The sequence below is a fragment of the Actinomadura sp. CNU-125 genome, assembly GCF_001942465.1.
Taxonomy (GTDB): Bacteria; Actinomycetota; Actinomycetes; order Streptosporangiales; family Streptosporangiaceae; genus Spirillospora.
Genome location: NZ_MKJY01000244.1, coordinates 39,633 through 58,410, shown reverse-complemented (window position 1 = coordinate 58,410; position 18,778 = coordinate 39,633). Strand labels below are relative to the sequence as shown.

The window sequence follows — 18,778 nt, the reverse complement described above, 5'->3', positions numbered from 1 at the left end:
CGGGGCCGAGGGCGGTGATCGCCGGACTCGACGGCGAGCTCGCCGGGGCCGGGCGGGCGGCGGGGACGGCCGCGGCGGGCCAGTTCCTCACTCTGCGCGGCGTCGAACAGGCTGCGGCGGCGCCGGGGTCGCGGCGGCGGCGCAGGACGCCGCGGCTCACGTACGAGTACAGCGTGGCGGGTTTCACACCGAGCCGTTCGGCGGCCTCGGCGGCGTCGATCCAGCCGTCCACCCGGGCATCCTTCGTGTCGACATTGATTTTCGTCAATATTGATGCATGTCGATTGCGGTGTCAATCTGACGGCATGGCGAAGATTCATTTCCTGGACGTGACGAACCGCGACGGCGTCCAGACGGCGCGCACCGGGCTGTCGAAGTTCGGCAAGACGATGGTCAACTTCTACCTGGGACGGCTGGGCGCGGCGCAGTCGGAGATCGGCTTCCCGTTCCTGTTCCACGAGGTCCCGTACGTGCGGGCGCAGATCGCGCTGGCGGAGGCGGGCGCGTTCGGCGGGCTGCGGCTGTCGGGCTGGTGCCGGGGCCTCGCGGCGGACGTCGAGAAGGCGGCGGCCGTGCGGGTCGGCGGAACGGGCCTCGCGCACTACAACCTGTCGATCTCCACGTCCGACCACATGATCGCGAACAAGTTCCGGGGACGGCTGGACCGGGACGCGATCATCCGCGAGACGGCGGCGGCCGTGCGGGCCGCGAAGGCGGGCGGGGCGAGCACCGTCGGGGTGAACGCCGAGGACGGGTCGCGCACCGACGAGGGGTTCCTGACCGAGTTCGCGCTGGCCGCGCGGGAGGCGGGCGCCGACCGCGTCCGGTACTGCGACACGATCGGCGGCGACACCCCCGGCCGGATCCGGGACCGGTTCGCGCGGCTCGCGGCGGCGGTGGAGATGCCGGTCGAGACGCACTGCCACAACGACCTCGGGCTGGCGGTGGCCAACTCGGTGTCCGGCGCGCTCGGCGACCTGGACGCCGGGCAGGACGCGTGGATCAACACGTGCGTCAACGGCATCGGCGAGCGTTCCGGGAACGCCGACCTGCTCTCGACGATCCTCGCGTTCCGGCACGGGTTCGGCCTGGAGGACCGTGTCGAGATCGGTGACGCGCTCGACCTGTCGTGGGCGCGGCGGTTCGCGCTCTGGGCGAGTTACGCGTTCGGCCAGCCCCTCCCCTACAACCAGGTGGGGGTCGGACGGAACGCGTTCTCGCACGAATCGGGCATCCACGCGGACGGCGCCCTGAAAGACCACGGGAACTACGAGTTGTACGACGAGCAGACGCTCGGACCGTTCCCGGACGACTGGCACGCGAAGAACGGACGGGTGGTCCTCACGGGCGAGTACGGCGGCAAGGCGGGGTTCAGGCACGTGATGGACGGTCTCGGGGTCGAGCCCGTGGACGACGACCTCGCGTTCAAGGTCGTCCAGTTGTGCAATGCGCAGACGGGACGGCCCCTCACCGACGACGAACTGCGGTTCATCGGCGAGTATCCGCGGGAACTCGCGCTGCTTTTTCCAGGACAACTCGACTAATTGTCGGAAGGTTCCTTTACCTTCCCACCCATGGCGACTACGGCAGCGGCAGGGGCCGCGCAGTCCTACACGTACACGCGTCCGTCCGGGATCGACGAGGGTCTGCTGGGGCTGTCCACGTCCGGGGGGACGACCGGGAGCGGGCCCCGGCCGCATCCGCACTTCTTCAGCGGCGTCCTCACGCAGGCGGCCCCGGCCGCGGCGGCGCTGATCGGGCTGGCCGACGTCGCCCAGACCCGGTACCACCGGCCCCGGCCGACCGGATTCCGTGACCCGGTGGTCACCTGCAACGGCGACCGGCTCCGGCTGGAGTCGTTCTCGGCGTGCGGCGGCGTGTACGCGCGGCTGGACGTCCTGGAGGCGGCGATGGACGGCGAGGTGCACGAGCGCGGCACCACGAACGTGGACGTGAACGGGCCGCTGCGCGAGGCCCTCGCCCGGGTGGGCGGCTCCGACCCGCTGCACCTCGCGGTCGGCGAGGAGGAGCTGGCCGTCACCACCATGGACGGCGCCGTGGTCGAGAAGAAGGTGCCGCTGCCGGACCGCTGGCTCCGGGGGTTCGCCGAGGTGCAGGTGATCACGGCCGGTTTCGACCCGCGCGCCGAACTGTCCGGGCACGACGCCGTCCGGTTCCTGCGGTCGCTGCCGCGCGGCGCACCGGACGGCGTGGGCCGTGCCCGCCGGGCGGACGCTGCGGCTCGCGCCCCGTCCGGCACCGGGCGCGGTCTGCCTGGCCGGGGCGGACCGCCTGCGCACGATGCTCCCGCTACTGCGCTTCGCCCGCGCGCTGCGCGCCTATGGCCCGTCGGTCAAGAACGGAAGCGGACCCACGGCGAGCGTGTGGGAACTGGAGCTGCCGGGGATGCGGTACGTGCTCACGCTGTCCCCGGACGGCGCGCGCGGGTTCTCCGGCGAGGGCGCCGTGCTGGACGCGCTGGCCACCGACGAGGCCGCGGGGGACGCCGATCTCGTCGGCGCGCTCCTGTCGTTCGAGCCGCGCGTCGAGCCGGACCTGCTCGCCGAGCGCTCGGGGCTGCCGCTCGACCGGACGCAGGCGGCGCTCGTCCAGCTCGGGACGTCCGGCCGCGTCGGGTTCGACACGGCGGAAGCCGCGTTCTTCCACCGCGAACTCCCGTACGACCCGTCACGGGTGGCCGCGCTGAACCCGCGCCTGCGTTCCGCGCGCGCGCTGGTGGAGGACGGTTCCGTGCGGTTCACCGGCGACGACACCGCCGTGGTGACGACCGACGGGGGCGAACGGCACGTCCGGTTCGACGGCGACGGGGACGCCGCGTCGTGCACGTGCCCGTGGTGGTTCGACCACCGGGGCGGGCGGGGCCCGTGCAAGCACGTCCTCGCGGCCCGGATCGTCCGCCGCGACGCGTCCGTGGAGGTCGCGCGATGACCGCGTGGGACGGCGTCCGGGACGCGATCGACGCCAAGGACCCCGGACGGGTGATGGCGCTGGTGATGAAGCTGGACGACGCGGGCCGCCGCGAGGTCGCCGACGCGCTGCCCGGACGGCTGCGGGAACTGCGGGCGGCCGCCGAGTGGGGCATGCTCGAAGGCGGCCTGATCGAGCCGCTGCTGCTGGCGGGCGCCGCGCACGGCGGGGCCGCCGCCGCGGCGGCCTGGCTGTGCCGCCGGGAACTCGAGATCTGGCCCGACCGTTTGCAGCGTGGAGCGGCCAGGGACCTGGTCGAGATCACCGCCGCGCGCCCGCCGCGTGGCGCGCCGACGTGGGGCGCCGGATCGCCGACCGCATCCGCGTCTCCGACGACTGGGGCCGCATGGTGTCGCTGTGGCACATGTCGGCGACGCTCACCCTGTCCGCCGGGGCCGACGCCCCGGTGTCCGACGGCTTCGTCGTCGGCTGGACGCACGTCGCCGAGCCGTCCGGGCTCGCCGACGACCCGTTCCTCGACGCGCTCGTCCCCCGGCTGTTCGACGCGGACGGCGTCGGCCGGCACCTCGCCGAGGACGACGCCCGGGCCCGCTGGGGCGGCCGGGAGGGGCGGACCACCTGGATCGAGGCGCTCGCCGACCTCGCCCGCGCCGGACGGCTCGACCGCGCGGCGCTGCTCGACGGCTGCGTCGGCCGGTTCCTGCGCGGCGGCACGCCTCACGAACTGCGTTTCTTCGTCCACCTGCACGACCGGCTCGAACCGGCCGACGAGGACGCGGCGCGGCACGTCCGCGATCACGTGCGGCTGCTGCCGGCCGCGCCGTCCACCGTCGCCGACCTCGCGTTCCGGCAGGTCAAGCGGACGGACGAGACGGAACCGCTGGACGGGCCGCTGTTCGAGGAAGCCGCCGACGCGCTGCTCTTCCGGCCGGAGAAGAAGCTCGTCCGCGCGGGCCTCGGCTGGCTCGACCGGACGGCCCGCAGGCGCGGCCGCGTCGACGCGACGGTCCGTGCGGTCACGGCCGTCTTCGCGGCCGAAGACTTCGCCCTGCGGGAACGCGCCGTCAAGATCGCGGTGAAGCACGCGGGCCGCACCGGTGCGGCGACCCGCGACGCCGTCCGGGACGCCGCGTCCGGGTTGCCCGGCGAGCTGCGCGCCGCGATCGCCGCCGCGTACGGCGAGGTCGCCGCGACCGCCGAACCGGCGCCCGTATCGTCCGGCCCGCCCCCGTTCGTCCCGCGAACGCTTCCCGCCCCGATCGCGTCGCTCGCCGAGCTGGCCGAGGAGTTCAGGGCCCAGCGGAACTCGCCGTTCGACTGGGTCACGACGGAACGTTTCCTGGCCGCGCTCTACGAGTCCGCGTACACCGATCCCGACGGCACGCGCGAAGCCCTCCGCCCGCACGTCCCGCCCGCCGTACCGCAGCAGTACGGGACGCATTCGACGGTGCGCGTCTCCTACGGCTGGGCGAACCTCGCCGCCCAGATGCTGGTCATCCCCTTCACGGCCGCGCCCGCCGACGAGTGCTGGGACAGCACGCGCGGGACGAAGGTGGACGGCCCGGCGCTGCGGCGGTTCCTCATCTGGCGCAAGCGCGACATCGTCGAAAGCGTCGGCCGCACCCCCGTGCTGCTGGCCGCCCCGACCGAGGGCGGCGGCCACATCGCCCCCATGACGCTCGTCGAACGCCTCGAACGCCTTGAGGCGGCGGGCCTCGAACCGGGCCGCGCCGACCTTGCCCAGGCCCTGCTGCGCATCCCCCGCGACGCCGACTCGGGCGCCGCGATCCGCGCGAAGGCCCTGACCTCCGCCGCCGGGCGGACGGTCGCGCCGCTGCTGGCGTCCGGCGGGCTGCCCGACCCGGTCGTCGAATGCGGGCTGCTCGACGAGCCGCTGCGCACCGAGGGCGGGCGCGTCCTGAAGCTCCCGCCGAAGGGCGGCGTGACGCTGACCCCTGCCGGGGACGTCCCGGACGACCTCTCCGAGCTGCTGGGGCACGACGCGGATTTCGGCAGGCTCCACGCCTCCGGCGACACCGCGGCGTGGCCCGCGATGCTGCCGTCCCACCGCGAGGTCGCCGCCGCCCACGCGCTGCCCGACCTGCTCGGCCGGTACGCCTACGGCCACGGGCCCACGCCCTCGCGCTCGCCGAGGCGACGGCCCGGCGGGCGGGGCCATCGGCGCCGTCCTCGCCCTCGCGCTCGCGCAGGAGGAGGACGAGCGCGAGCGCGCCGACGCGGTCGAGGCGCTGCTCGTGCTGAGCGCCCGCGGCCACGCCCCGGCGGCCGAGACCGGCACCGACATCGCAGATTCTCCGAGACCGGCCGGATCAAGCCGAACCGCGCCGTCCGTTCCCTCACCGAGGCGGCCCGACGCGGGCGCGCACGCCGACGTGTGGAAGGCGATCGTGGCCGCGCTCCCGCCGCTGCTGCCCGAGCCCGGCACCCGCGCCCCGTCCGGCCTGCCCGACCTGCTCGCCCTCGGCACCCGCACCGCCGAGACCGTCCGCGCCCGCGGCACCGTCCCCGGCCTGGCCGACGTCGCCGCGCGCGGCGGCTCCAGCCGTCTCGTCGCCGAAGCCGCCCGCCTCCACCGCGCCCTCACCGAGGGCTGAACCGCCGGGCGCGGCGGCCCCTACGAGACGGCCTCCTCCTTGGACGCATCGGCCCGTTCCGGCGTCGGGACCGCCGCCGGGACGGGCCGCAGGACGAGCGCGACGAGCAGCCCCCGACGACGGTGACGGCCGCGGCCGTCCAGCCCGCCGCGTGCAGACCGTCCAGGAGACCGGCGCCGGTGCCCGGCCCCGCCGTGGCGACGGCGACGAACACCGCCAGGCCCATGGCGCCGCCGATCTCCTTGGCGGTGCTGGCCAGGCCCGAGGCGACGCCCTGCTCCTCGGCCGCGATCCCGGCCCCGGCCGACGCGAACAGCGCGACGAACGCGACGCCGCCGAAGACGCCCCAGACGACGCTGCCGGGCAGCAGCGTCCAGAAGCCGCCGCCGGCCGGCATCCCGGCGACCAGCAGCGCGATCCCCGCTCCCGCGCCCAGCATCCCGGTGCTGAGCGTCGTGCGGACGCCCCACCTGCCGAGCATCACCGGCGCGATCTTCAGGGCGGCGGCCATGCACACGAGGGTGAGGGGCAGGAACGTCAGCCCGGCCTCCAGCGCGCTGTAACCGAGGACCGGCTGCAGGTACGACGTCAGCACGTAGTAACCGCCGCCGAGCGTCCCCTGGAACACCGCGATCACGACCATGGTCGTCGCCAGGCCCCGGTCGCGCAGCAGCCGCAGCGGCACCAGCGGTTCGCGGGTGCGCGCCTCGACCACCGGCAGCGCCAGCAGGAGCAGGACGCCCGCGGCCAGCGCCCCGGCGTTGCGCGGCGAACCCCACCCCTGCTCCGGGCCGCTCGCCAGGCCGAGCACCAGGAGCGTCGAACCGGCCGTGGCCAGCAGCGCGCCCGGCACGTCGAACCCGCCCGTGCCGGACGTGCGGGGCGGATCGGCGGCGAGCAGCCGCGGCGCCGCGAGTGCGGCGCCGAGGGCCAGCGGGACGTTCACGAAGAACACCCACTGCCAGCCGAGGTAGTTGGTAAGGACGCCGCCGAGCAGGGACCCGGCGGCCAGTCCGGCGCTGCCCGCCATGCCCCAGGCGCCCAGGGCCCGGTTGCGTGCCGCGCCCTCCGCGAAACCGGTGTAGATCAGCGCGAGCGTCGCCGGGGTGAGCAAGGCCCCGCCGACACCCTGGACGGCGCGGGCGGCGATCAGCACGCCGGAGTCGGCGGCGAGGCCGCCGGCGAGGGAGGCGATCCCGTACAGCGCGAGGCCGAGCACGAACATGCGGCGCGGGCCGAGCCGGTCGACGGCCCGTCCGCCGAACAGCAGCAGCCCGCCGAGGCCGACGGCGTAGGCGCTGACCACCCACTGCACGGACGCGGCGGAGAAGCCGAGCGCATCGGCGATGTCGGGCAGCGCCACATAAACGATGTTGTAGTCGAGGGCGACGATGAGCTGGGTGAACGCCAGCAGCGCCAGCCTGAGGCCGGGGCGCGGCGGCGGGCCGGAAGCGGCTTTGTCCATGCATCTCTCCTATACGGCGTTGATTTACTACACGGCGTTCAAACTTGCCACGGCGTACAGTAACGGAACGCTGTAGAGTGTCAAGCGTGAGCGAGCAGACGACGAGCCGCCGCGGACGGCTGCGGGCGCAGACCAGCGGGGAGATAAAAGCCATCGCGCTGGAACTCATGGCGGACGGCGGCCCGGACGCCATCTCGCTGCGGGCCATCGCCCGGCGGATGGGCATGACCGCGGGCGCGATCTACAGCTACTACGCCACCCGCGACGACCTGGTCACCACGCTGATCGGCGACGTCTACACCGCGCTGGTGCGGGCCGCGGAAGACGCGCGCGACGCCGTACCGGCCGACGACCCCGGTGGCCGGATCCTCGCCTGGGCGCAGACCGTCCGCGAGTGGGCGCTGGCGAATCCCGAGGGTTTCCGGCTGATCTACGGCGATCCCGTCCCGGGGTACCGCGCGCCCGCGGACGGCCCCGCGCGGGAGGCCGAGCACCGCGCCTGCACCGGCCTCACCGGCCTCGTCGCCGCCGCGTGGCCCGAGGCGGAGTCGCTGCAGCCCGGCCTCCGCCGGTACACCTGGGAGGACTTCGACCCCGGCCTGGTCGCGCACCTCCGCGAACGGTTCCCCGAGCTCCGCCCGGCCGCGGTCGCGCTCACGCTCCGCGTGTGGGGCCGCATGCACGGCCTGGTGGCCCTGGAGATCTACGGCCACCTCCACACGCTCACCCGCGAACCCGCCGCCGTCTACCGCGACGAGATGGTCGATCTCATCGGGTCGCTCGGCCTCGCGCCGCCGGTCTGACGCCCCGGCGGAATGTCCGCAGCGCGGGCTACCGTCCCGGCATGACGAAGCCCTGGGACGGCGTCCGCGCCGCGCTCGACACCCGCGACCCGGGGACGGTCGCGGAGCGGGTCCTGGCACTGGACGGCGCGGAACGGCGCGAGGTCGCGGCGGAACTCAAGGAGTTGCTCTCCTCGTCCGGCGGGGCCGCCGCGGCGGCGTCCTGGCTGTCCCGGCGCGACCTGCGGACCCGGTCCCGCGGACGTCCCGTCCGCTGTGCGCCGCGCTGCGCCGGGTCACCGCCGGGCGTCCGGCCGGGTGGCGCGCCGACGTCGGCACGGCGTCGCCGCGCGGCTGCGCGTCGGGAACCACGCCTGGGGCGACGGGTCCCGGTGGCATATGGCGGCGACGCTGATCCGGTCGGCGGGGGCCGCGCCGCCCGAATCGGACGGTTTCGTCTACCACTGGGCGGACGGCGGCGCCGACCGTGCGGCGCTCGCCGACGACCCGTTCACCGCCGCGGAACTCGTCCGCGCGGGCCTCGGCCGGATCGACCGGGCCGCTCCCGGCCGGACGGACGCGGCGCTGCGCGAACCCGGGCGTCTTCGGCTCCGCGGCCCTCGACGTGCGGGAACGGGCGGTGAAGATCGCCGTGAAACACGCCGGGCGGGCATCGCCACGGACCCGTGCCGAGATCCGGAGCGCCGCCGCCGCGCTCCCCGCCGACCTGCGCGACGCGATCGCCGCCGCGTTCGGGCCGGTCACGCGACGCGACGGTGCCGGACGGGCCGCCGCCGTGCGTCCCGCGCGAGGCGCCCGAGCCGATCGGTTCGCCCGACGAACTGGCGGCGGAGTTCGTCGCGCAACGGCGCTCGCGGTTCGTGGCGTCGCCCGCCGACATCGAACGGTTCGTCGCCGCGACCGTCGAGCTCGCGTTCCGCAACCCGGCGGGGACGCGCGACGCGCTCCGCCGGGCCGCCGCCGAAGCCGCGCCCCGGCTGGCGGACGAGACCGCCCGGCACTCGCTCGGCGACGACCGGCTCTCCCTCGCCGTCCGCGCCGTGCTCGCGCCGCACGACCCCGACCGCAGCGACGCGATGCGGAAATCGTTCCTCGAAGGCGGGACTTCGACGTCCCGCACGGTGTTCCGTCCCCCGATCGAACGGTTCCTCGCCTGGCGCGGCCACGAGGCCGCCGCGTCCGTCGGACGGGTGCCCGTGCTGCTCGCGACACCGACCTCGTTCGCCGGGCACATCGCCCCGGACGTCCTGGTCGATCGGCTGGAGCGGCTGCAGGCGGCGGGCGTCGAACCGGGCGAGGCCGACCTGCTCCAGGCGCTCCTGCGCATACCCCGCGATATCGCCCCGAACGCCGTGACCCGCGCCGAGGCGCCGACCTCCCGCGCCGGACGAACGGTCGCCGCCGCCCTGGGGTCCGCCGGCCTGCCCGACCCCACCGTCACCTGCGAAATTCACGACAACCACGAACGCCGCGGAAATCACGAGACACCCGGCGAACACAAGACACCCGGCAAGCACCAGACACCCGACAATCATGAACGCCCCGGCGAACACGAACGCTGCGACGAACGCGGAGGCCGCAGCAAACAAGAACCCCACGCCGACCACGAACCCCCCGCCGGACAGGCGGAGGGCGAGGGGGCGGGGGCTGTGGGGTTCGGGCGGCGTGCGGTCTTTGTGCCTCGCGGGGCGGGTCCGGCCGCCTGGTCGCGGAGGCCGCCCGCCTGCGGCGCGCGCTCACCGCAACGTGAGCGCCCCCGGCGGTGTTGAATACCGGGAGGAAAGGAGCACCCAGTGGACGACACCCTCGCGTTCGGCACGGTCGGCACCGTGCTCGGGCGCCTGCTCGTGGCCGTGACCGGGACGGGAGTCGTCTCGCTCGACTTCCGCGACTCGCCCGGTGCGCGCGCACGCGTCACCAAGGCGGCGGGGCTGCCCGTCGTGGACGACCCCGACCGGACGGCCCCCGCGCTCGAAGCCCTGCGGGCGTACTTCGCGGGCGACCTCGAGAGGTTCGGCCTGCCGATCGACTGGCGGCTGACCTCGGATGTGCAGCGTGCGGTGCTCGCCGCCCTGTACGAGGGGGTTCCGTACGGGACGGTCGTGACCTACGGGGAGCTCGGCGACCGCAGCGGTACGGGCGTGCACGCGCAGGTCGTCGGGCAGGTGATGGGCGCGAACCCGATCCCGCTGATCGTCCCGTGCCACCGCGTCGTGGCGTCGAACGGGCTCGGCGGGTACAGCGGGGCGTGCGGCGTCGAGGGCAAGCGGTGGCTGCTCACGCTGGAGGGCGCGGTGCCCGCGACGCTCGACTGGGACATCGGACGCGCGCCGGTGTGACCCGTCAGTCCTCGAAGGAGACGCCGGTCAGGGACTCCGACACCTGCCAGAGGCGGGCGGGGACGCCGGGACGGGTGGCCTGCGGGGGCGTGACGACCTCGGTGGGCGCGCCGCGGTACTGCAGGATGCGGGGGCCGTAGCAGGCGCCGCCGCGCACGTCGGGCGCCGTCGCGGCGTACAGCAGCGGGAGGGCGCCGTCGCGGGCGGGCTGGGCGACGACGGCGTTGGCGATGCCCATGACGCGGTCGCCGATGCGGTCGCCGGACAGCCGGGGACCGGCCTGCTGCAGGTTGGTGGCGGCGTAGCCGGGGTGCGCGGCGACGGCGGTCAGCCCGGGGACGCGCCGGTCGAGCTCGGCGGTGAAGGAGAGGTTCGCGAGCTTGGACTGGCTGTAGGCGCCCCACTTGCGGTAGCGGCGCTCGCTCTGCAGGTCGTTCCAGCGGAAGCGGCCGCTCCAGGCGAAACCGGACGTGACGTTGACGACGCGGGGGGCCTTCGCGGCGCGGAGCGCGGGCAGGAGCAGGGCGGTCAGCGCGAAGTGGCCGAGGTGGTTGGTGCCGAACTGCATCTCGAAGCCGTCGGCGGTGGTGCGGTGCGGGAGGGCCATGACGCCGGCGTTGTTGACGAGGACGTCGAGGGGTTCGGGGTTGCGGTCGGCGAAGGCGCGGACGGACGCCAGGTCGGCGAGGTCGAGGGAGCCGAGGGCGACGTCGGCGTCCGGTGCGGCGGCGCGGATCCGGTCGTGGGCGCTCTGCCCGCGTTCGGCGCTGCGGCAGGCCAGCACGACGGACGCGCCGTGCCGCGCCAGTTGGAGGGCCGTGTGGTAGCCGAGGCCGCTGTTGGCCCCGGTGACGATCGCGCGGCGTCCCGTCAGGTCGCCGATGTCGTCCGCGGTCCAGCCTCGCATGGGAACCTCCACGTCCTGGCGCGTCATATCGCGAGTTGCCCCAACGTAGACCCGTCATCGAATAGACGACAACCGGGCGGCGGTGTGGCGCGATTCACACCGCCGTCCGTGTCGCCGTCCGGTGCGCGGTTCAGGCCGGGAGGGCCTTTTCGATGGCCGCGACGACCTCGGCCGACTCGGGCTCGGCCTGCGGCGCGAAGCGCGCGGCGACCGTCCCGTCGGGGGCGACGAGGAACTTCTCGAAGTTCCAGCGGATGTCGCCGGTGTGGCCCTCGCCGTCGGCGGTGCCGACGAGCCCTTCGTAGAGGGCGTGCCGGTCGTCGCCGTTCACGTCGACCTTCGCGGTCAGCGGGAACGTGACGCCGTAGGTCGTCGAGCAGAACTCGGCGATCTCCTCGTGGGTGCCGGGCTCCTGGCCCATGAACTGGTTGCAGGGGACGCCGAGGACGGTGAAGCCGCGCTCGGCGAACCGCTCCTGCAGCCGTTCCAGGCCGGAGTACTGGGGGGTGAGGCCGCACTTGGAGGCGACGTTGACGACGAGCACGGCCTTGCCCCGGTACTGCGCGAGGTCCGCGGAGCCGCCCCGCAGACCGTCGATCTCTACATCGAAGACAGACATGGGGCCGATCTTAGGAGATGACCCGTCCCCGGCCGCAGGACGGCCGGGGCGGCCGCGGTGTCAGGGTGCCTGCGTCACGGAGCGAGGTCCAGGCCGTCCACGAAGGCCGAAACGGAGCTGCCCGCCCGCCCGAGCTGCGTGAACACGTTGTTGACGAAGCCCGCCGCCTCGTTGGGGGAACTCAGGAGGTAGAAGATGACGAACGCGATAGCCACGTATTTCATGTTCTTCTTGTTCATACGCCCAATCCCTGTCCATGCGCCGTGACACAATGACCCGCTTTAGTTGTGCCCAGGCGTGTCCGCCCGCAAAGCGCGATTTTACTGTGACCGGAGCGTCAGCGCTTGGTGGCCATGCCAAGGAGCCCCGTACCGCCGGAGGCACGGGGCCGAACAGGAATCGGGACGGTGGCCGGGACCGCCGTTTCAGCAGGCCGCCGCCCGGACGGCCGCCGCTTCGACGGCCGCCGCACCGCGCGAACGTCCGGGCACGACGGCCGGACCGACACGCCCGGGATTTACGCCGGGATCCCGCTCATGAACGTCGACAGCGACTCCGCCGCGCTGCCGAGGCCGCTCAGGGCGTTGTTGACCATGTGGGCCGCCCCCTCGGGCCGGCTGACGACGTACCACGCCAGGAACGCGATGGTCGCGATCTTCAGGTGCTTCTTGTTCACTTCAACCACCCTCTGCGGTCTGATGCCTACGCACAGTGATTCCCTAGGGTGGCCGAACGGAGATCAACGCGGGCCTAAGACGCGGTCAAGCCCGCTTTGCGTGCTCGGTGAGGTAGTCGAGGTAGAAGGGTCGGAGGGCGTCGCCGAGGTCGCCCTCCCCCGCGTGCGTGAACTCTTCGAGCAGCGACAGCCCGTGCAGGAGGTCGAACTCGGCGCGGTCCGTCTCGCCGAGGGACGCGGCCGCCGCCGGGATGGCGCGCAGCAGCTCCCACAGGAAGCCGACGTCGCGCTCGTCCTTCGCGGTCTGCATCGCGCGGTCGTACAGCTCCTTGGACGACAGCTGGTCCAAGTTCTCCTTCTCGGGCGTCGCGTCCGGCATGTTCCGACTCTAACCCGCGTTCTTCTCGGAGACGCTCGCCGGGATCGGCCGGTCCTGCTTGAGCGCGTCGAACAGCGCCCCCGCCTGCTGCTTGTCCCACGTGATGTAGGACCCGGCGGCGGCCGAGCTGCCCGACCCGCCGATCGGGACGGTCGTCATCACGCCGTCGCCGCCGCTGACGCCCTTCATCGCCCACATCATCCGGGCCAGGTCGTGAATGTGGTCGTCCTGGTCGACGAGGAAGTTACTGGCGCCGTTCGTCGCGAGCGGGATGCTGCGGAACGGGTTGATCAGCGTCCCGGGGCTCGACGCCTTCTTCATCAGCGCCCCGAAGAACTCCCGCTGCTTCTCGACGCGTTCGAGGTCGGCGCGCGCGTAGTTGCGGCTCCGGACGTAGCCGAGCGCGTGGGCGCCGTCGAGCGTCTGGCAACCGGCCGGGAGGTCGAGCCCGGCCTTCGGGTCCTTCATCGGCTCCTTGGGGCACATCTCGACGCCGCCGACGGCGTCCACGACGCCGACGAACCCGGCGAACCCGATCTCGGCGTAGTGGTCGATGCGCACGCCGGTCGTCTCCTCGACCGTCCGGACGAGCAGCTTCGGCCCGCCGATCGCGAACGCGGCGTTCAGCTTGTTGCTGCCGTGCCCCTCGATCGGGACGTAGGAGTCGCGCGGGAGGCTGACGAGCGACGTGCCGCCCTCGCCGTAGTGCAGCAGCATCATCGAGTCGGTGCGCCGCCCGGCCGCCTTGCCGGTGGCCATCTTGTTCCGCTGCTCCTTCGACAGCCCCTCGCGGCTGTCGGAGCCGACGATCAGCCAGTTCGTCCCGGGGGTGTCGGCGACGCGGCCGGCGTAGTCGACCAGGACGTCCTCGCGTTCGAGCTTGGAGTCGAGGTAGAAGTAGCCGCCGACGACCAGCAGCAGGACGAGGACGAGGAACACGCCGAACCCGCGCCCCCACCGGCGCTTGCGGCGCCACGGCGGGCGCGGGCGGCGGCCCGCCGCGCCCCTCCGGCCCCCCCGGGCCCCATGGGCCCCGCGAGCTGGTCGCCCGCATACGGGTCGTCGTAGGGGTCGGAGTAGCGCGCGCCGTACGGGTCTCCGCCGTACGGATCCCGTCCGCCGCCCGCGTGGGGCCGCCCCGCTCCGGCGCCTTCGTACCCGCTGCGCCCCACGAGGCGGCCCTCCTCACGTCCCCGGCCCTGCGGCCAGCCGTCATTCATGCCGTAGACCATAGACAAAACGGGGCGTCCCTCGCTTCCATCCCCCGCATGATTGTCCACAGCTCCAAATCACCATGCCGAGGGACACGTCGTCGCGATCAGGTCCACCCAGGTCGCAGCATGCCCGGCCGGACGTCCCCCAACCGGCGCCGGGACGGTCACAGGTACGGGCCGTAGCCGCCGTCCCGTTCGGCGGGCGGCGCCTCCGGCAGGTCCTCGGGACGGAGCGTGCCCGCCTCGGCGGGCGGCAGTTCGCCCTCGACGGAGGTGATGCGGCGCGCCTGCCGGGAGATCGCGGCCTCCAGCAGGTTCCGAACGAACCGGGCGTTGCCGAACGTGTCGCCGCGCGGATGCCCGGCGACGAGCGCGCGCAGCGCGTCCGTCGTGCCCGGCGCGAGGACGAACCCGTCCTCGCCCGCCATGAACTCGAAGATCGCGACGAGCTCGTCGTCGGAGTAGTCGGGGAAGTGCAGGACCTTCGGGAAGCGGGACTCCAGGCCCGGGTTGGCCTTGACGAACCGGTCCATCTCCGTCTTGTAGCCCGCCGCGATGACCACCAGGTCACCGCGGTGTTCCTCCATCAGCCGCAGCAGCTCGGCGATCGCCTCGTGACCGAAGTCGCGGCGGTCGCGCCCGCCCCCGCCAGCGCGTACGCCTCGTCGACGAACAGCACCCCGCCGAGCGCCCGCTCCACCGCGCCGCGCACCCGCGGCGCCGTCTGGCCGATGAACTCGGCGACCAGGTCGGCGCGCGTCACCTCGACCAGATGCCCGGACGACAGCAGCCCGAGCTGCGCGTACACGGCGGCGACCAGCCGGGCGATGGTGGTCTTGGCGGTGCCGGGGTTGCCGGTGAACACCATGTGCCGCGCCGGCGCGCCCGGCGCGATCTTGGCGTCCAGGCGGAGCCGCCCGGCGCGGGCCTCGGCGACCAGCGCGCCGACCTCCCGCTTGGTCGCGTCGAGGCCGATCAGCCGCTCGATCTCGGCGAGCGGGTCGCCGGGCACGCCCTCGCGGCCCCGGGCGAGCGCGTCCGGGACGTCCTCCAGCAGGATCTCGTCGAGCGACTCGGTCTCGTCGACGACGCCGTCGGCGAGGACGCGGCGGCCCTGCAGCGCGACGGCGCGGTCGAGGAGGTTGACCATGCCGCGGGCGCTGCCCGTCCCGGCGCCCTGCGGCGCGGCCCGCAGCAGCGCGCGGACCTTGTCCAGGACGCCGTCGGCGAGCGCGAACCCGGCGTCGGCCGCCTTGCCCGCGAACACCCGCACCAGCTCGTCCTCGGTGAGGCTCGGGAACCGGACCGTCCGGGGGAAGAACGCGGCCAGCTCGGAGTGCGCCTTCAGCAGCCCGTTCAGCTCCGCCTCCGGCCCGGTCAGCACCACCACGAGGTCGTCGGTGTGCGCCTGCACGGCGGTGACCAGGACGTCCAGCACCTCCCGGCCGCGCGCCGGGTCGCCGGACGAGACGAGCGCGTGCGCGTCGCGGACGACCAGCACCCCGCCGAGCGCCTGCTCGACCGCCCGCCGGACGCGCAGCGCGCTCTCGGTCGCGTACTCGCCGAGCAGGTCGGCCCGCTCCACCTCGGTCAGGTGCCCCGACGACAGGACGCCGCGGTCGGCGTAGATCCGGCCGAGGATCCGCGCGACGGTCGTCTTGCCGGTGCCGGGCGCGCCCGCGAACACCAGGTGCCGGGCGCGGGCGGCGGCCCCCATCCCGGCCTCCCGGCGCAGCCGGGCCGCCTCGGCCTCGGCGACCAGCGCCTCGATCTCCCGCTTCGCGGGTTCTATCCCGACGCAGGCCGCCAGCTCGGCGAACGGGTCGCTCTCCGGCGGGCGGCCGGGGATGAGCCGCTCCGGCAGGTCGTCCTCGACGATCTTCGGGGTGACGCCGGTCTCCGGCGCGTCCCCGGCCGCGGCGAGACGCGCGCGGGCGGCGTCGGCGCAGCGTTCGGTCCAGGTGCTCGGCGCGGTGGGCGCCGCGCAGGTTGAGCAGCGCCGGGGTGCGGGCGAGCCGCCCGCCCGCGGCGGCGGCGACGTCGCCGGGCACACCGAACCCGCGCCGGGCCGCGGCCCGGATGAATAGTTCGGCGAAGTCGTCCGCGCCGAAGTCGCCGCGGGCGGCGCCGAACGCGCCGACCAGCGCCGGGTTGGCGTCGAACAGCCGCCGGTCGCCGCCGGGCCGGCACAGCGCGACGACGTCCAGCGCGGGCGAGCGGGCCATCAGCCGCCGCAGCTCCTCGACGGCGGCGGCGCCGCACCGCTCGTGCGCCGCGAGCCGCTCCAGGTCGTCCACGACCAGCAGCATCCGGGCCTCGACGCAGTCGCGGACGCGCGCCTGGAGCCAGAGCACGGCGTCGCTGACGCCGAGCGACGCGAACACCTGGTCGGAGATCCACATCGCCTCGCGGACGGCGCCGCCCATGGCCAGCCGGCGCTCCACCAGCTCGGCCGCGGTGCCCTTGCCGGTCCCCGCCGGTCCGGTGATCAGCAGCCGGACGGGCCGCTCCCCCGCCAGCCGCGCCCCCACCGCCTCCCGAACCGCCCGCGCGAGCTCCGGCTGCCCCACCAGCTCGTCACCCTCGTCCCGAGGGCCCCCTGGGTCGCCCGCACCACGCTCGTCACCGAGATCGCCCGCGTCGTGCCCGTCGCCGGACCGGTCGGCCGCGCCGGGGCGCGGGGGCTCGGCTCGCGAGGCTCCGCTCCGCGAGGCGTCGGGCTGCGGGGGTTCGGCGGGGCGGGCGGTCGGGAACAGCCGGTCGCCCAGGGGGTTGAGGACGCGGCGGGCGGTGAACAGCCGCCGGACGTCGGCCTGGAACGCGCGGACGGGTACGCGGTCGCGCGGGGCCACCGGGGCGCCCGGCAGGCCCTGCACGGCGCCGGTGATACGGACCGCCATGTCGAGCCAGGCGCGGGCGGCGTCGGCCTCGCCCGCGACGAGGGCGAGCGCGAGCCGGTCGCGCACGTCGTGCCGCCAGGGGTCGATGGCGAAGTCGGCGCGCAGGGCGTGCAGCCGGTCCCGCAGGTTCGCGTGCCGGTCGGTGCCGAGGAGCACGGCCAGCTCGGCGGGGACGGCCGTGACCTCGGCCGCGAGCAGCAGCCGGGCGAGCGCGTCGTCGGGTCCCTCCGCGGCGCCGAGGACGCCGCCGATCCGCTCGTGCGCGGCCTCGAAGCCCTCGCAGGCCCAGCCGAGGTACGCGACGGGCCCGGCCAGCTCCGGCAGGACGGCGAGTTCCTCGTCCGTCAGGCCCGCCGTCCAGGCGTCCTCCAGCAGCGGCTTCGGGACGGTCAGGTCGCACTCGCGCAGGGCGGGGTCGGCGGCGCGGCGGTCGAACACGCCGATCAGCGCGCGGCGGCGCCGCTCGACCGGTTCGAGGCCGTCGAACACGTCCAGTCCGGCGCGCGCCAGGTCGAGCATGACGGCGCGCAGCGCGGGGTCGTCCCCGGCGGGTTCGGCGAGCCACAGGCCCGGCGGCCGCCACCGGCCCGCCTGCGAGAACCAGGCGAGGGGGTCGCGGACGCTGGGTTCGGGCGTGGCCATGAAGTCCGCCAGCACCTCGTAGTCGACGTCGCCGCGCGAGCCGCCGCGCAGCGCCGACGCGCCGAGCAGGAAGGTGAGCAGCGACCACAGTTCGGCCCCGGCCGCCGTGGTGCCCTCGTTGTAGAAGTCGCCGTGGCGGCGCGGCAGGTCGGCGACGCGCGGGTCGTCGTTGAACGCGACGGCCCGGGCGCGCAGTTCGCCGTACAGCCCGTCCGGGACGCGCCAGGGCCCGTGCGCGTACACGTCGAGCACGGGCTCCTCGGTGAGCAGCACTTCGAGATGGTCCGGCAGCCGGGGGGAACTCACCTGTGGGTCCTTCTCCTACGCGAGCGGGCGGGCACGTCCAGTCAGCACCCTACGACCCCGTGACGTCCGCCACACCGGTCGCGGCTCAGAGCGGGAGGGGCGTGGGCCGCTTGGGGTCGCGGCCGTCGCCGGACGAGCGCCGGGTGACCCGCCGGCCGATCCACGGCAGCAGGTAGGCGCGCGCCCAGTGCAGGTCGTCGCGGCGGGAGGCGAGCCAGTCGGCGGGGTCGGCCGGCGGCCACGGCGCGCGCCAGTCGTCCTCCACCGGCAGTCCGATCACCTCGGCGACGCGCAGCGCCATGCGGCGATGCCCCTCGGACGACAGGTGCAGCCGGTCCTCGTACCAGGCGCGGGGGTCGTCGAAGACGCGCAGCGCCCACAGGTCGACGACCGTGCACCCGCGCCGGTCGGCGATGGCCCGCAGGTGCATGTTGTAGGTGGCGCCCTTGCCCCGGATCCGCCGCCCGTTGCGCAGCCCGCGCGGGTCGAACCCGGTGAAGACCACCACCCGCGAGCCCGTCGACCGCAGCCGCCGGACGGCGTCGTCGAACAGCACCGCGAGCGCGTCCGGGTCGGCGCCCGGACGCAGGATGTCGTTGCCGCCCGCGCAGAACGTCACGAGGTCGGGGGCCATCTCGACGGCGCGCGGCACCTGGTCTTCGACGACCTGCCGCACCAGTTTGCCGCGCACCGCGAGGTTCGCGTACCGAAGCCCCGGGTGCCGCGCGGCGATGTGCTCGGCGAGCCGGTCCGCCCAGCCGCGGAACCGGTCGTCCTCGCCGGGGTAGGGGTCGTTCAGTCCTTCGCTGAAGCTGTCCCCGAGGGCGACGTACGTGCGGATCGGCTCCGCCGCCGCCCTCGGCGCTGAATCACGTTCGATCACGTCGAACAATGATGCATCGTACACACGACCTACGCGACCGTAGGTAACGAGATGTGAGGAACCAGTCTTTCCGGGCCCTCG

The 18,778-nt window shown here is 74.5% G+C and carries 18 protein-coding genes and 1 pseudogene; 7 read left to right on the top strand and 12 right to left on the bottom strand.

Translation table 11 applies throughout. The annotated features are described in order from the left end of the window. On the bottom strand, positions 1-232 hold a 232-nt coding region (locus BJF79_RS61730), incomplete at its 3' end, for a helix-turn-helix domain-containing protein (RefSeq protein WP_262402616.1). Positions 233-305: 73 nt separating this feature from the next. On the opposite strand from BJF79_RS61730, the gene BJF79_RS26590 reads away from it, so the two are divergent. Beyond that, a complete protein-coding gene (locus BJF79_RS26590; protein WP_075901429.1) occupies positions 306-1,544 on the top strand; it encodes a LeuA family protein in 1,239 nt (412 codons plus the stop codon). Between the two features lie 65 nt (positions 1,545-1,609). Here BJF79_RS26590 and BJF79_RS61725 read toward each other — a convergent pair whose 3' ends face one another. Next, on the bottom strand, positions 1,610-2,125 hold the full coding sequence (locus BJF79_RS61725; RefSeq protein WP_262402615.1) for a hypothetical protein: 516 nt from the start codon (positions 2,123-2,125) through the stop codon (positions 1,610-1,612). 92 nt (positions 2,126-2,217) lie between these two features. Here BJF79_RS61725 and BJF79_RS61720 point away from each other — a divergent pair, with 92 nt between their 5' ends. Continuing rightward, on the top strand, positions 2,218-2,949 hold the full coding sequence (locus tag BJF79_RS61720; protein ID WP_262402614.1) for an SWIM zinc finger family protein: 732 nt from the start codon (positions 2,218-2,220) through the stop codon (positions 2,947-2,949). A gap of 385 nt (positions 2,950-3,334) precedes the next feature. Beyond that, positions 3,335-4,102: pseudogene (locus BJF79_RS67330) on the top strand (DUF6493 family protein); the annotation flags it as partial. A 1,448-nt stretch (positions 4,103-5,550) separates the two neighbouring features. Here BJF79_RS67330 and BJF79_RS26560 read toward each other — a convergent pair. Continuing rightward, positions 5,551-7,029 (bottom strand): MFS transporter, encoded by a 1,479-nt coding sequence (locus BJF79_RS26560; RefSeq protein WP_083733951.1) that lies wholly within the window; start codon positions 7,027-7,029, stop codon positions 5,551-5,553. 86 nt (positions 7,030-7,115) lie between these two features. Here BJF79_RS26560 and BJF79_RS26555 point away from each other — a divergent pair, with 86 nt between their 5' ends. From BJF79_RS26555 to BJF79_RS26545, 3 genes are all read left to right on the top strand, one after another. Beyond that, positions 7,116-7,832, top strand: coding sequence for a TetR/AcrR family transcriptional regulator (locus BJF79_RS26555; RefSeq protein WP_075901419.1), 717 nt, complete (start codon positions 7,116-7,118; stop codon positions 7,830-7,832). A 665-nt stretch (positions 7,833-8,497) separates the two neighbouring features. Continuing rightward, positions 8,498-9,601: a DUF6493 family protein gene (locus tag BJF79_RS26550; protein ID WP_143220182.1), complete on the top strand. Its 1,104-nt coding sequence runs from the start codon at positions 8,498-8,500 to the stop codon at positions 9,599-9,601. Positions 9,602-9,625: 24 nt separating this feature from the next. Next, positions 9,626-10,171 (top strand): methylated-DNA--[protein]-cysteine S-methyltransferase, encoded by a 546-nt coding sequence (locus tag BJF79_RS26545; RefSeq protein ID WP_075901415.1) that lies wholly within the window; start codon positions 9,626-9,628, stop codon positions 10,169-10,171. 4 nt (positions 10,172-10,175) lie between these two features. Here BJF79_RS26545 and BJF79_RS26540 read toward each other — a convergent pair whose 3' ends face one another. The 8 genes from BJF79_RS26540 to BJF79_RS26515 form a co-directional block, all read right to left on the bottom strand. After that, positions 10,176-11,078, bottom strand: coding sequence for an oxidoreductase (locus BJF79_RS26540; protein ID WP_075901413.1), 903 nt, complete (start codon positions 11,076-11,078; stop codon positions 10,176-10,178). A 130-nt stretch (positions 11,079-11,208) separates the two neighbouring features. Then, positions 11,209-11,697 carry a glutathione peroxidase gene (locus BJF79_RS26535; RefSeq protein ID WP_075901411.1) on the bottom strand — a complete coding sequence of 163 codons (489 nt, stop codon included), beginning with the start codon at positions 11,695-11,697 and terminating at the stop codon, positions 11,209-11,211. 74 nt (positions 11,698-11,771) lie between these two features. Then, entirely contained in the window at positions 11,772-11,936 is a 165-nt protein-coding gene (locus tag BJF79_RS57390) for a hypothetical protein (RefSeq protein WP_187357063.1), read from the bottom strand. Positions 11,937-12,214: 278 nt separating this feature from the next. Then, complete coding sequence (locus tag BJF79_RS57385) at positions 12,215-12,373, bottom strand: hypothetical protein (protein ID WP_187357062.1); 159 nt, start codon at positions 12,371-12,373, stop codon at positions 12,215-12,217. 85 nt (positions 12,374-12,458) lie between these two features. Beyond that, positions 12,459-12,752, bottom strand: a complete 294-nt coding sequence (locus tag BJF79_RS26530; protein WP_075901409.1) for a hypothetical protein — start codon at positions 12,750-12,752, stop codon at positions 12,459-12,461. A gap of 9 nt (positions 12,753-12,761) precedes the next feature. Continuing rightward, a complete protein-coding gene (locus tag BJF79_RS26525; protein ID WP_262402613.1) occupies positions 12,762-13,691 on the bottom strand; it encodes an LCP family protein in 930 nt (309 codons plus the stop codon). 439 nt (positions 13,692-14,130) lie between these two features. Next, complete coding sequence (locus BJF79_RS26520; protein WP_075901407.1) at positions 14,131-14,553, bottom strand: hypothetical protein; 423 nt, start codon at positions 14,551-14,553, stop codon at positions 14,131-14,133. Further along, on the bottom strand, positions 14,553-16,019 hold the full coding sequence (locus tag BJF79_RS26515) for an AAA family ATPase (protein WP_075901405.1): 1,467 nt from the start codon (positions 16,017-16,019) through the stop codon (positions 14,553-14,555). Before BJF79_RS26515 ends, BJF79_RS26520 begins: the two co-directional genes overlap by 1 nt. 214 nt (positions 16,020-16,233) lie before the next feature. On the opposite strand from BJF79_RS26515, the gene BJF79_RS26510 reads away from it, so the two are divergent. Next, positions 16,234-17,877 carry a hypothetical protein gene (locus BJF79_RS26510; protein ID WP_075901403.1) on the top strand — a complete coding sequence of 548 codons (1,644 nt, stop codon included), beginning with the start codon at positions 16,234-16,236 and terminating at the stop codon, positions 17,875-17,877. Between the two features lie 22 nt (positions 17,878-17,899). Here BJF79_RS26510 and BJF79_RS26505 read toward each other — a convergent pair whose 3' ends face one another. Further along, positions 17,900-18,706 carry an SGNH/GDSL hydrolase family protein gene (locus tag BJF79_RS26505; protein WP_262402612.1) on the bottom strand — a complete coding sequence of 269 codons (807 nt, stop codon included), beginning with the start codon at positions 18,704-18,706 and terminating at the stop codon, positions 17,900-17,902. Between the last annotated feature and the right edge of the window lie 72 nt (positions 18,707-18,778).